Source organism: Roseateles sp. T103 (genome assembly GCF_057219915.1).
In genome coordinates this window covers 345940-358311 of the sequence record NZ_JBXVVS010000003.1, presented here as the reverse complement: position 1 = coordinate 358311, position 12372 = coordinate 345940, and the positions used below count along the sequence as shown (strand labels likewise).

Sequence of the window (12372 nt, the reverse complement as noted above, 5' to 3'; positions counted from 1 at the left end):
TTAGTTGCGCTCGAGCTCGATGTCGATACCGAGCGAACGGATTTCCTTCACCAGCACGTTGAACGACTCCGGCATGCCGGCCTCGATCGAGTGCTCGCCCTTGACGATGTTCTCGTAGACCTTGGTACGGCCGTTCACGTCGTCGGACTTCACCGTCAGCATTTCCTGCAGGATGTAGGCGGCGCCGTAGGCTTCCAGCGCCCAGACTTCCATCTCGCCGAAACGCTGGCCGCCGAACTGCGCCTTGCCGCCCAGCGGCTGCTGGGTGACGAGCGAGTACGGGCCAGTCGAGCGGGCGTGCATCTTGTCGTCCACCAGGTGGTGCAGCTTGAGCACGTGCATGTAGCCGACGGTGACCGGACGCTCGAAGGCGTCGCCGGTGCGGCCGTCATAGAGCGTGGCCTGGGTACGCGTTGCGGTCAGGCCCTTCTTGGCGGCGATATCGTCCGGATAGGCCAGCTTGAGCATGCCGCGGATCTCTTCTTCCTTGGCACCGTCGAACACCGGCGTCGCAAAGGTCGCGCCCAGCGAGAGGTTCTTGGCCATCTCGACGATCTCGGCATCGCTGAGCTCGTCCAGGTTCTCGCTCTTGCCACCCGACTTGTTGAAGAACTCGTCGAGGAACTTGCGCAGTTCGCTCACCGCCGCATGCTGCTGCAGCATGTCGCCGATGCGCTGACCGATGCCCTTGCCGGCCCAGCCCAGGTGCACTTCCAGCACCTGACCCACGTTCATCCGGGACGGAACGCCCAGCGGGTTCAGCACGATGTCGGCAGGCGTGCCGTCGGCCATATAAGGCATGTCTTCGATCGGAACGATCTTGGAAACCACACCCTTGTTGCCGTGACGGCCGGCCATCTTGTCGCCAGGCTGCAGGCGGCGCTTGACGGCCAGGTAGACCTTGACCATCTTCAGCACGCCGGCCGGCAGCTCGTCGCCTTGCGTCAGCTTCTTGCGCTTCTCTTCGAAGGCGAGGTCGAAGCTGTGACGGGTCTGCTCCAGCGAGTTCTTGATCGACTCCAGTTGGTTGGCCACATCGTCCTCGGCGGGACGGATGTCGAACCAGTGGAACTTCTCGACCTCGGCCAGATAGTCCTTGCTGATGACCGTGCCCTTGGCGATCTTCTTCGGGCCACCGTTGGCGACCTTGCCGACGAGCAGCTTCTCGATACGGTCGAAAGCGTCGGCCTCAACGATGCGCAGCTGGTCGTTCAGGTCCAGGCGGAAGCGCTTCAGTTCATCGTCGATGATCTGCTGGGCGCGCTTGTCGCGCTGAATGCCTTCGCGGGTGAAGACCTGCACGTCGATCACGGTGCCGGAGGTACCCTGATCCACGCGCAGCGAGGTGTCCTTCACGTCGGACGCCTTCTCGCCGAAGATGGCGCGCAGCAGCTTCTCTTCCGGGGTCAGGGTAGTTTCACCCTTCGGGGTCACCTTGCCGACCAGCACGTCGCCCGGGCCGACCTCGGCGCCGATGTAGACGATGCCCGACTCGTCCAGGCGAGCCAGTTGCTGCTCGCTCAGGTTCGGGATGTCGCGGGTGATTTCTTCGCTGCCCAGCTTGGTGTCGCGGGCGTTGACGACCAGTTCCTCGATATGGATCGAGGTGTAGCGGTCCTCGGCCACGACGCGCTCCGAGATCAGGATCGAGTCCTCGAAGTTGTAGCCGTTCCAGGGCATGAAGGCGACCAGCATGTTCTGACCCAGGGCCAGTTCGCCGATATCGGTGGAGGCGCCGTCGGCAATGATGTCCTCGGCCGCCACCTTGTCGCCACGCTTGACGATGGGACGCTGGTGGATGTTGGTGTTCTGGTTCGAACGCTGATACTTGATCAGGTTGTAGATGTCCACACCGACTTCACCAGCGACTGTCTCGTCATCGTTCACGCGGATCACGATACGGTTCGTGTCCACGTAGTCGACAACACCGCCACGACGCGCAGCGACCACCGTACCGGAGTCCTTGGCCGCGACACGCTCAATGCCGGTACCCACCAGTGCCTTTTCGGGACGGAGGGTCGGGACGGCCTGACGCTGCATGTTCGCGCCCATCAGCGCGCGGTTCGCGTCGTCGTGCTCCAGGAAGGGCACCAGCGAAGCCGCGACGGAGACGATCTGCGTCGGCGCCACGTCCATGTACTGCACGCGCTCCGGCGAGACGAACATCGACTCGCCCTTCTCACGGGCCGACACCAGCTCGTCGGTCAGGCGGCCATCCTTGTCCAGCGAGGCGTTCGCCTGGGCAATGATGTACTTGCCTTCCTCGATGGCCGACAGGTAGTCGATCTGGTTTGTGACCTTGCCGTCGACGACACGACGGTAGGGCGTCTCCAGGAAGCCGTATTCGTTGATCTGCGCGTACAGAGCCAGCGAGTTGATCAGACCGATGTTCGGACCTTCCGGCGTTTCGATCGGGCACACACGGCCGTAGTGCGTGACGTGCACGTCACGCACTTCGAAGCCGGCGCGCTCGCGGGTCAGACCGCCTGGGCCCAGGGCCGAGACGCGACGCTTGTGCGTGATCTCGGACAGCGGGTTGGTCTGGTCCATGAACTGCGACAGCTGCGAGGCGCCGAAGAACTCCTTGAGCGCCGCGGAGATCGGCTTGGAGTTGATCAGGTCGTGCGGCATCAGGGCTTCGGTCTCGGCCTGGCCCAGACGCTCCTTCACGGCCTTCTCGATACGAGCCAGGCCAGAGCGGTACTGGTTCTCGGCCAGTTCGCCGACGCAGCGCACGCGGCGATTGCCCAGGTGGTCGATGTCATCGACTTCGCCACGGCCATTGCGCAGCTCGACGAGGATCTTCACCACGTCGAGGATGTCCTCGTTGGACAGCGTCATCGCGCCTTCCGGCGTGTCGCGGCCGACGCGGGCATTGAACTTCATGCGACCGACGCGCGAGAGATCGTAGGTGTCGGCGCTGTAGAACAGGCGATTGAACAGGGCCTCGACCGCGTCTTCCGTCGGCGGCTCGCCGGGGCGCATCATGCGATAGATGGCCACACGGGCAGCCAGCTGTTCGGTGGTCTCGTCAGACGCCAGGGTCTGGCTGATGTAGGCGCCCTCGTCCAGCTCGTTGGTGTACAGGCACTGGATGTCCTTGATGCCGGCCTGGCGCAGCTTCTTCAACAGACTGTCGGTCAGCTCATCGTTGGCCTTAGCAATGATCTCGCCGGTGTCGCCGTCCACCATGTTCTTGGCCAGCACGCGACCGACCAGGAAGTCCTCGGGCACGGTGATGTGCTGGGTGCCGCTCTGCTCAAGCTGGCGAACATGGCGCGCAGTGATGCGCTTGTCCTTCTCGACGATGACGTTGCCGCTCTTGTCGGTGATGTCGAAGCGCGCGACCTCGCCCTTCAGGCGGTCGGCAACGAATTCCATCTGGGCACCCGAGTCCATCAGACGGAAATTGTCGAAGACGAAGAAGTGCGCCAGGATCTGCTCGGGGTTCAGGCCGATAGCCTTGAGCAGGATCGTGACCGGCATCTTGCGACGACGGTCGACGCGGAAGTACAGAATGTCCTTCGGGTCGAACTCGAAGTCCAGCCAGGAGCCGCGGTAAGGAATGATGCGGGCGCTGAACAGCAGCTTGCCGGACGAGTGGGTCTTGCCCTTGTCGTGCTCGAAGAACACGCCGGGCGAACGGTGCAACTGGCTAACGATGACGCGCTCGGTGCCGTTGATGATGAAGGAGCCATAGTCCGTCATCAGGGGCACTTCGCCCATGTAGACCTCTTGCTCCTTGATCTCCTTGACCGTCTTGGCCTGCGGGCTCTCGCGGTCGTAGATGATCATCTGCAGCTTGGCACGCACGGCCGCTGCATAGGTCAGGCCACGCTGCTGGCACTCACGGGTGTCAAAAGGCGGTTTGGCGATGTTGTATTCGAGGAACTTCATCTCCACGAACCCGTTGTGCGACACGATAGGGAACGCGGACAGGAAGGCCGCCTGCAGGCCCTCGGGCTTGCGTTTGGTGGGCGGTACGTCCTTCTGCAGGAAGGCGACGTACGAGTCCTTCTGCATCGTCAGAAGGTAGGGGACGTTGAGAACGCTCTCACGCTTGCCGAAGCTCTTGCGAATGCGCTTGCGCTCGGTATAGCTGAAGGGGGTTGTTTGCGCCATAAACACTCCGTGTCGAGAGTCCATGCCTGGCCGTGGCACGGGCTTCGTCGGCGACTGGCTATTCGGTCATTGCGACCGAAGCTTGGTGGTTGGCCACTACCAACCGCTGGCGGACAACCCCGGCATTGCACCAGGGCCCGACCAAACCGGTTCTCTGCAGTCGGATCAGAGAACACTTGAAAGAACCGGGCATCATACCGCGCCGGGGTCTTTCAGCTGTTCTCAAGAGGCCAAACCCTGAGGCCGCCCCTTGAAACGACTAAAGGGGAGGCCCTCAGGACCACCCCTCTAGCGTCGTGGAGCGCAGCTGGCAAGCCATCCGCGCTCCCCAAGGTCTTACTTGAGTTCGACCTTGGCGCCGGCTTCTTCCAGCTTCTTCTTGGCTGCTTCGGCGTCGGCCTTGGCAATGCCTTCCTTGACAGGCTTCGGGGCGCCGTCGACCAAGTCCTTGGCTTCCTTCAGGCCCAGGCCGGTGATTTCGCGCACGGCCTTGATGACCGACACCTTGTTGGCGCCAGCGTCAGCCAGCACCACGGTGAACTCGGTCTTCTCTTCAGCAGCGGCAGCGCCGCCGCCAGCAGCGCCGCCAGCGGCGGGAGCTGCCATCGAAGCGGCGGACACGCCGAACTTCTCTTCGATCGCCTTGACCAGGTCGTTCAGTTCCAGAACGGTCATGCTGTCCAGGGCAGCCAGGAAAGCGTCTTTGTCGAATGCCATGATAGTTTCCTAAAAACAGTTGATTGCGTGATACGCAGAGTTCGTCGTCGGGGCTCAGGCTGCGGCTTCGGCGCCGCCGCCCTTCTTCTCGGCCAGAGCAGCCAGCACGGCCGCGGTGCGCTGCACCGGCGACTTGAGCAGGCCGGCGATTTGCGACAGCAGGACTTCCTTGCTCGGGACCGCTGCCAGCGCCTTCACGGCGTTGACGTCCAGAGCCTTGCCGCCGTAGGCACCACCCTTGATGACGAGCTTGTCGTTGGTCTTGGCAAAGTCGGCGAGGACTTTGGCAGCCGCGACAGCGTCTTCCGAAAAGCCGTAGATCAGCGGGCCGACCATGCTCTCCGAGGCAGCTTCGAACGAAGTGCCGGCAACAGCACGACGCGCCAGGGTGTTCTTCAGCACGTGAAGATACACACCTTGGGCACGCGCGGTGACGCGCAGCTTGTTCAAGGCTTCCACGGTGAGGCCACGGTACTCAGCCAGCGCCAGCGTCTGGGACTTGGCGGCTTGCGCTGCCACTTCCGACACAACGGCTGCTTTCTCGTTGCGATTGAGACTCAAGGTCTACTCCTCACATTACGCCTTCGGCCTTGCGGCCTCGGGCACCGGAATCAGCGACCTTCTGTCAGGAAACCGCCCCGGCAAACCAGGGCAACCATCCTTTCAGCGGGACCGCCATCTGCGCTGGCAGCGGGCTTAGCACCCCCGATTAAGCGTTGCCTCCCGTACTGCGGAAGCTTCGCACCAGCGGTCTTGGATGACGCGCCGCGGACCAAAATCCGCGACGCCCCACCAATTCATCAGCGCGACGCCAGACTCGCGTCGCACCTCATCTGATTACGCTCAGGCCGCGGCCGTGGCGTTGATCGAGCCCACGTCGACACGGGCGCCGACGCCCATCGTCGAGGAGACAGCGACCTTGCGCAGGTACACGCCCTTGCTCGATGCCGGCTTGGCCTTGTTCAGCGCGTCGATCAGGGCGCGCAGATTGCCTTCCAGCTTGTCGGTGTCGAAGGAACGACGGCCGATGGTGCCGTGGACGATACCGGCCTTGTCGACGCGGAACTGGACCTGGCCAGCCTTGGCGTTCTTGACGGCGGTGGCGACGTCCGGAGTCACGGTGCCGACCTTGGGGTTCGGCATCAGGCCGCGGGGACCCAGGATCTGACCCAGGGTACCAACGACGCGCATCGTGTCAGGCGAGGCGATCACCACGTCGAAGGGCATGTCGCCAGCCTTGACGCGCTCGGCCAGGTCTTCCATACCGACCACGTCGGCGCCGGCAGCCTTGGCTTCCTCAGCCTTGGCGCCCTGGGCGAACACGGCCACGCGCTTGGTCTTGCCGGTGCCGTGCGGCAGCACGACGGCGCCGCGAACAACCTGATCCGACTTCTTGGCGTCGATGCCGAGCTGGACAGCGACGTCGATCGACTCGTCGAACTTGGCCGTAGCCAGTTCCTTGACGAGGTTCAGCGCGTCGGACAGCGGGTACAGCTTGGTCGACTCGACCTTGCCCTGCAGGGCCTTTTGCTTCTTGGTCAGCTTAGCCATGTCACACGCCCTCCACGATGATGCCCATCGAGCGGGCCGAGCCAGCGATGGTGCGCACAGCGGCGTCCAGATCGGCGGCGGTAAGGTCCTTCTCCTTGGTCTTCGCGATCTCTTCCAGCTGGGCGCGGGTCAGCTTGCCGACCTTGTCCAGATGGGGACGCTGCGAGCCCTTCTCGATCTTGGCTGCCTTCTTGAGCAGCACCGTCGCCGGCGGCGACTTGATCACGAAAGTGAAGCTCTTGTCCGCGAAGGCGGTGATCACGACGGGAAGCTTCAGGCCCGGCTCATAGCTCTGCGTCTGGGCGTTGAACGCCTTGCAGAATTCCATGATGTTCAGACCACGCTGACCCAGCGCGGGACCGACGGGAGGCGAAGGGTTCGCCTTGCCAGCCGGGATTTGCAGCTTGATGAAGCCGACAATCTTCTTGGCCATGTTTTCTCCTGACAGCGCCGCGGCGGCCTCGCCGCTGCGCCTGAGTGCTAACGCAAAGGACTTGAAGCGTGCTTCTTACCTTTGCTCCTCTTGTCCGCCTCTCGTTGCAGACTGAACACGAGCGGTCTCAGGGCGACCGCCAAACCCGAATCCGTCAGACCTTCTCGACCTGCGAGAAGTCCAGCTCCACCGGCGTCGAGCGACCGAAGATGGTGACCGAGACGCGGACCTTGGACTTGTCATAGTTGACTTCCTCGATCGCACCGTTGAAGTCCGTGAACGGGCCCTCTTTGACACGCACGACTTCGCCAACCGTCCACTCGACCTTGGGGCGCGGCTTCTCCACACCCTCTTGCATCTGGTTGACGATCTTCATCACCTCGGCTTCCGAGATCGGCGCCGGGCGGTTCTTCGCACCACCGACGAAACCGGTGACCTTGGAGGTGTGCTTGACCAGGTGCCAGGTGTCATCGTCCATCACCATCTCGACGAGCACATAGCCAGGGAAGAAGCGACGCTCGGTCACAGCCTTCTTGCCGTTCTTCAGCTCGACCACTTCCTCGGTCGGCACGAGGATGCGGCCGAACTTGTCTTGCATGCCAGCGCGATCGATGCGCTCACGCAGGTTGCGCTCGACAGCCTTCTCCATGCCGGAATAGGCGTGCACCACATACCAGCGCTTGGGCAGACCAGCGGGGGCAGCAGCTTCGCTCACGGCGATGTTTTGGTCTTCGCTCATTGCTCTTGCATTCCTTCCGCTCGTCTCAGCGCTTCCAGCCCAGGATCAGGTCGTACAGCACCCACTCCAGCGTCTTGTCGGTCAACCAGAGGAACAAAGCCATCACCACGACGAATGCAAAGACATAGCCCGTCATTTGCATGGCTTCTTTGCGTGTCGGCCAAACGACCTTGCGAGCCTCGCGAACCGAGTCCCGGCCATAGGCAATCAGCGACTTACCCGGCTCGGACGTGAAGAAAGTGCCCGCGGCGGCCAGGAGCAACACGACGAGCGCCGCCCATTGAGCGAGCGCACCTTGCTTGCCCAGCGCATAGAAAGCAACCAGGGCCGCCAACAGCAGCAGCACTGCGCCGGCGAGCTTGGCCTTGTCGGCACCCGAGGTAACCGTTTCGACTTGGGGAGTGGACATTGAACTCTCTTTGGCGCTCGATTCCATCGATCGAGCAAGGAACCTGGCGCAGCACCCAACAGCAGCAAAGCCCGCCGGGATCTACTCCCGCGGGCTATTGTCTGACCACAAGATCCGGCTGTCGCAATCAACGGCAGCTGGCAGGGGCAGAGGGTCTCGAACCCCCAACCTTCGGTTTTGGAGACCGACGCTCTGCCAATTGAGCTATGCCCCTGTGGCCAAAACTTGAAGTTTACTCGAGGATGGTTGCGACCACGCCCGAGCCGACGGTACGACCGCCTTCGCGGATGGCGAAGCGCAGACCTTGCTCCATAGCGATCGGGGCGATCAGCTTCACGGTGATGCTGACGTTGTCGCCAGGCATGACCATTTCCTTGTCCTTCGGCAGCTCAACCGCGCCCGTCACGTCCGTGGTACGGAAGTAGAACTGCGGACGGTAGTTGTTGAAGAACGGGGTGTGGCGGCCGCCCTCTTCCTTGCTCAGCACATACACCTCAGCGGTGAAATGCGTGTGCGGCTTGATCGAACCAGGCTTGCACAGCACTTGGCCGCGCTCGACTTCTTCGCGCTTCGTGCCGCGCAGCAGGATACCGACGTTGTCGCCAGCCTGCCCCTGGTCCAGCAGCTTGCGGAACATTTCCACGCCCGTGCAGGTGGTCTTGGCGGTCGCACGGATGCCGACGATTTCGATTTCGTCGCCAACCTTCACGATGCCGCGCTCGACACGGCCGGTCACCACGGTGCCGCGACCCGAGATCGAGAACACGTCTTCCACCGGCATCAGGAACGCGCCATCGATGGCACGCTCAGGCGTCGGGATGTAGGTGTCCAGCGCATCAGCCAGGCGCATGATGGCAGCCTCACCCAGGTCGCCCTTGTCGCCTTCCAGCGCCAGCTTGGCCGAGCCCTTGATGATCGGGGTGTCGTCACCAGGGAAGTCGTACTTGCTCAGCAGCTCGCGGACTTCCATTTCCACCAGCTCCAGCAGCTCGGCATCATCCACCATGTCGCACTTGTTCAGGAACACGATGATGTACTTCACACCGACCTGACGTGCCAGCAGGATGTGCTCGCGGGTCTGGGGCATCGGGCCGTCAGCGGCCGAGCAAACCAGGATTGCGCCGTCCATCTGGGCGGCACCCGTGATCATGTTCTTCACGTAGTCGGCGTGGCCCGGGCAGTCCACGTGAGCGTAGTGGCGGTTGGCCGTCTCGTACTCAACGTGTGCGGTGTTGATCGTGATGCCACGCGCCTTCTCTTCGGGAGCCGCGTCGATTTCGTCGTACTTCTTCGCCTCGCCGCCGAACTTGGCAGCCAGCACCGTCGCGATCGCAGCGGTCAGCGTGGTCTTGCCATGGTCAACGTGACCAATCGTGCCCACGTTCACGTGCGGCTTGGTACGTTCAAACTTGCCTTTTGCCATCTTGCGCTCCTGGAGGCGAACAGATCAGATAAAGGGAGGAATTGGTGGTGCCCATGACGCGGATCGAACGCGTGACCTCTCCCTTACCAAGGGAGTGCTCTACCACTGAGCCACATGGGCATCGACACAGGTTTGACGGCTCACTCTGGCGAGCAACCGGCAAACCGGTATCGACATCTGCAGAACCCGACTTACTGGAGCGGGAAACGGGAATCGAACCCGTGTCATTAGCTTGGAAGGCTAAGGTTCTACCATTGAACTACTCCCGCCCGGGAGCATCGACCTCTTGAAATCGAGATGCCGAATCGCTTCGACATCTCGACCCAATAAGACGTTCGCCTTGGTGGAGGAGGCTGGATTCGAACCAGCGTAGGCGTAAGCCAACAGATTTACAGTCTGCCCCCTTTAGCCACTCGGGCACCCCTCCGAGGCGAGCCCTCAACTATAACACAGCCAGTCTGCGCTGCAACCGCTTTTGTATGACAGGGGCATTCAGGCGCCCATGGTCCGCCTCAGCAACAACAGGGCTCCGACGGCCGAGTCGCCCGACGGCTCGACGCAGCGTTCGCGCAGCGCGGGTGCAAAGCGGGGCGCCAGCCTCTTGGCGACACTGCCAGTGATGGCCATTGGCAGACTCGCCTCCGGATCCAGGGCCGCCGCCAGGCGCTCAAGTTCGAGTCGCGCCTCGTCAATCAGTCCGGCCGCGACCGGGTCAGCCCGCTCGAGATCAAACACCAGGGGTGCCAGCTGTGCGTGGCCATGCTGACCCGCGGCCGCACACCAGGCCAACATGCTCGGCCGGTCGGCGCCCGCTGTGGCCCAGACGGCGCGGGCAAGCTGGCCGGCCGGCACCCGTCCGTCGAGTGCTTGCTGGGCGTGGCGTATTGCCTTCAGGCCCAGCCAGGCGCCGCTGCCCTCGTCACCATTGATCCACCCCCAACCACTGACCATCGCGCGCGAGCCGTCATGGCGCATCGCCTCGCCGACGGTGCCGGTACCGGCAGCCAGCACCGCGCCCGGTCGGCCTCCGTGGGCGCCGAGCACGCTGGTGAACCCATCGTTGTCGAGCACGACATGGGCGAAGCCCGGCTGGCTCGACAGAAAGGCCTGTGCCTGCTCGGGCATCGCGGCGCCGGACAAGCCCAGGCCAAGCGCACAGTCGGCCAAGGACGGCCGCGCGATGCCGGCGGCTGCGCAGGCTTGATCGAGCGCCTCCAGCACATGGCGCCAGGCCTGTGCGATGCCCTGACCCAGCGCCGACGGTCCGGCCTCGCCAAAGCCGATCTCGGCGCCGTTCGCCTCAGCCAGGCGCAAGCGCGTGCCCGTACCACCGCCATCGACTCCCAAGTGGAATCGCGGCGCATGTCCTGCCGCTTCGAGCTTCACATGCATAGGTAGTTCCATGGCTCCTCCACTCTCGATTCACTCAGGCAGTTGCCAGTCGACACCCTGCTCGGCCAGCCAGCGCTGCGCCTGGGAGAAATGCCCACACCCGATGAAAGGCGCCGGAGGACGCATCGCCGACAACGGCGATGGATGGTTGGCCTGCAACACCAGGTGCCGCCCGGCACCTGCGCCGTCGATCAGCGAAGCCTTTGCTTGCGCATGCGCCCCCCAGAGCATGAACACCTTGGGCGCAGCGTCATGCGCAGCCGCAACGATCAACGCATCGGTCAGCGCCTCCCAGCCTGAACCCTTGGCGATCTTCGCGTGGCTGGCCGGCGCCCCGTCTTCCACCGTCAGGCTGGTATTGAGCAGCAGCACGCCGGCCGCAGCCCAGGCACCCAGATGGCCGTCCGCCGAGGGCGCTCGACCGAGGTCGCGCTGCAGCTCCTTGAAGATATTGCGCAGGCTGGGCGGCAGCTTCTGGCCCGCGGGCACCGAGAAGGCCAGGCCCTCGGCCTGTCCCGGCCCGTGATACGGGTCCTGGCCCAGGATCACCACGCGCGTCGCCGCCAGCGGCGTGGCCTTCAGCGCGCGCAGCGGGTCGGCCGGATAGATGGTGGCGCCCTCGCGCTGACGCTGCTCGATCTGGGCAATCAGCGTCTGTGCGCCGGGCGTGGCCAGCCAGGCGTCGAGACAGGCCTGCCAGCCGGCATCCAGGCGAGCCGCGCGCAGCAGCGCACCCAGCGGCTCGCGCAACCGGTTATCGGCGCCGAGGTCCAACAGGCTCTGCTGATCCATCAGCCGAACAGCTCGGCCAGCGCCGCGCCCGGATCGTCCGCGCGCATGAAGGCTTCACCAACCAGGAAAGCGTTGACGTTCGCATCGCGCATGCGCTGCACGTCGGCGCGGCCGAGGATGCCCGATTCGGTGACCAGCAGCTTGTCGGCCGGCACGTCCTTCAGCAGGCCCAGCGTGGTGTTCAGTGTCACCTCGAAAGTCCGCAAATTGCGGTTATTGATGCCCAGCAGCGGCGTCTTCAGGCGCAGCGCGCGCTCGAGCTCTGCGCCGTCATGCACCTCGACCAGCACGTCCATGCCCAGCGCCAGCGCACAGGCTTCCAGATCGGCCATCTGCGCATCGTCCAGGCTGGCGGCAATCAGCAGGATGCAGTCGGCGCCCATCGCGCGGGCGTCGTAGACCTGATACTCGTCGACCATGAAGTCCTTGCGCAGCACCGGCAGCGAGACAGATGCGCGGGCCGCGCGCAGATAGTCGGCGCTGCCCTGGAAGAAGGGCTCGTCGGTCAGCACGCTCAGGCAGGCCGCGCCGTGTTGCTCATAGCTGCGCGCGATCTCGGCCGGGCGAAAGTCGGCGCGGATCACGCCCTTGCTAGGGCTGGCCTTCTTGATCTCGGCGATCACCGCACTCTTGCCCGCGGCGATCTTCGCGCGCAATGCACACTCGAAGCCGCGCGTGGGCGACTGCCCCTCGGCTTCGGCGCGCAGGCTGGCCAGCGAGCGCAGCGCCTTGGCTGCCGCCACTTCCTCGCGCTTGACCGCGTTGATCTTGTTCAGGATGTCCGACATGGTCTT

11 protein-coding genes and 4 tRNA genes are annotated in these 12372 nt (G+C 63.7%); all 15 read right to left on the bottom strand.

What is annotated here, in order from left to right; all coding sequences use genetic code 11:
- Positions 1 to 4122 (bottom strand): DNA-directed RNA polymerase subunit beta, encoded by a 4122-nt coding sequence (rpoB, locus tag AC2EBS_RS11965; protein ID WP_484728646.1) that lies wholly within the window; start codon positions 4120 to 4122, stop codon positions 1 to 3.
- A gap of 336 nt (positions 4123 to 4458) precedes the next feature.
- Complete coding sequence (gene rplL, locus AC2EBS_RS11960) at positions 4459 to 4839, bottom strand: 50S ribosomal protein L7/L12 (RefSeq protein WP_484728645.1); 381 nt, start codon at positions 4837 to 4839, stop codon at positions 4459 to 4461.
- A 54-nt stretch (positions 4840 to 4893) separates the two neighbouring features.
- Complete coding sequence (rplJ, locus tag AC2EBS_RS11955) at positions 4894 to 5400, bottom strand: 50S ribosomal protein L10 (RefSeq protein ID WP_484728644.1); 507 nt, start codon at positions 5398 to 5400, stop codon at positions 4894 to 4896.
- Positions 5401 to 5682: 282 nt separating this feature from the next.
- On the bottom strand, positions 5683 to 6390 hold the full coding sequence (gene rplA, locus AC2EBS_RS11950; protein ID WP_484728643.1) for a 50S ribosomal protein L1: 708 nt from the start codon (positions 6388 to 6390) through the stop codon (positions 5683 to 5685).
- A 1-nt stretch (position 6391) separates the two neighbouring features.
- Positions 6392 to 6823, bottom strand: coding sequence for a 50S ribosomal protein L11 (gene rplK / locus AC2EBS_RS11945; RefSeq protein WP_484728642.1), 432 nt, complete (start codon positions 6821 to 6823; stop codon positions 6392 to 6394).
- Positions 6824 to 6977: 154 nt separating this feature from the next.
- Positions 6978 to 7562 (bottom strand): transcription termination/antitermination protein NusG, encoded by a 585-nt coding sequence (gene nusG, locus AC2EBS_RS11940; RefSeq protein ID WP_484728641.1) that lies wholly within the window; start codon positions 7560 to 7562, stop codon positions 6978 to 6980.
- Between the two features lie 25 nt (positions 7563 to 7587).
- Positions 7588 to 7971 (bottom strand): preprotein translocase subunit SecE, encoded by a 384-nt coding sequence (gene secE / locus AC2EBS_RS11935; protein ID WP_484728640.1) that lies wholly within the window; start codon positions 7969 to 7971, stop codon positions 7588 to 7590.
- A gap of 138 nt (positions 7972 to 8109) precedes the next feature.
- Positions 8110 to 8185: transfer RNA gene (locus AC2EBS_RS11930), tRNA-Trp, on the bottom strand.
- Between the two features lie 18 nt (positions 8186 to 8203).
- Positions 8204 to 9394: an elongation factor Tu gene (gene tuf, locus AC2EBS_RS11925; RefSeq protein WP_484728639.1), complete on the bottom strand. Its 1191-nt coding sequence runs from the start codon at positions 9392 to 9394 to the stop codon at positions 8204 to 8206.
- A gap of 45 nt (positions 9395 to 9439) precedes the next feature.
- Positions 9440 to 9514 (bottom strand) — tRNA-Thr (locus AC2EBS_RS11920).
- 75 nt (positions 9515 to 9589) lie between these two features.
- Positions 9590 to 9663, bottom strand: a tRNA-Gly gene (locus AC2EBS_RS11915).
- A 72-nt stretch (positions 9664 to 9735) separates the two neighbouring features.
- Positions 9736 to 9821: transfer RNA gene (locus AC2EBS_RS11910), tRNA-Tyr, on the bottom strand.
- 65 nt (positions 9822 to 9886) lie between these two features.
- Positions 9887 to 10798: a glucosamine kinase nucleotide-binding domain-containing protein gene (locus AC2EBS_RS11905; protein ID WP_484728638.1), complete on the bottom strand. Its 912-nt coding sequence runs from the start codon at positions 10796 to 10798 to the stop codon at positions 9887 to 9889.
- Positions 10799 to 10816: 18 nt separating this feature from the next.
- A complete protein-coding gene (locus AC2EBS_RS11900; RefSeq protein WP_484728637.1) occupies positions 10817 to 11578 on the bottom strand; it encodes a uracil-DNA glycosylase in 762 nt (253 codons plus the stop codon).
- On the bottom strand, positions 11578 to 12366 hold the full coding sequence (trpC, locus tag AC2EBS_RS11895; RefSeq protein WP_484728636.1) for an indole-3-glycerol phosphate synthase TrpC: 789 nt from the start codon (positions 12364 to 12366) through the stop codon (positions 11578 to 11580). Before trpC ends, AC2EBS_RS11900 begins: the two co-directional genes overlap by 1 nt.
- Positions 12367 to 12372: the final 6 nt, after the last annotated feature.

Bases quoted from the DNA above. Each gene is read 5' to 3' on its own strand.
- rpoB (WP_484728646.1), bottom strand. From the start codon at position 4,122: ATGGCGCAAACAACCCCCTTCAGCTATACCGAGCGCAAGCGCATTCGC.
- rplA (WP_484728643.1), bottom strand. From the start codon at position 6,390: ATGGCTAAGCTGACCAAGAAGCAAAAGGCCCTGCAGGGCAAGGTCGAG.
- rplK (WP_484728642.1), bottom strand. From the start codon at position 6,823: ATGGCCAAGAAGATTGTCGGCTTCATCAAGCTGCAAATCCCGGCTGGC.
- rplL (WP_484728645.1), bottom strand. From the start codon at position 4,839: ATGGCATTCGACAAAGACGCTTTCCTGGCTGCCCTGGACAGCATGACC.
- nusG (WP_484728641.1), bottom strand. From the start codon at position 7,562: ATGAGCGAAGACCAAAACATCGCCGTGAGCGAAGCTGCTGCCCCCGCT.
- AC2EBS_RS11900 (WP_484728637.1), bottom strand. From the start codon at position 11,578: ATGGATCAGCAGAGCCTGTTGGACCTCGGCGCCGATAACCGGTTGCGC.
- AC2EBS_RS11905 (WP_484728638.1), bottom strand. From the start codon at position 10,798: ATGGAACTACCTATGCATGTGAAGCTCGAAGCGGCAGGACATGCGCCG.
- secE (WP_484728640.1), bottom strand. From the start codon at position 7,971: ATGTCCACTCCCCAAGTCGAAACGGTTACCTCGGGTGCCGACAAGGCC.
- tuf (WP_484728639.1), bottom strand. From the start codon at position 9,394: ATGGCAAAAGGCAAGTTTGAACGTACCAAGCCGCACGTGAACGTGGGC.
- trpC (WP_484728636.1), bottom strand. From the start codon at position 12,366: ATGTCGGACATCCTGAACAAGATCAACGCGGTCAAGCGCGAGGAAGTG.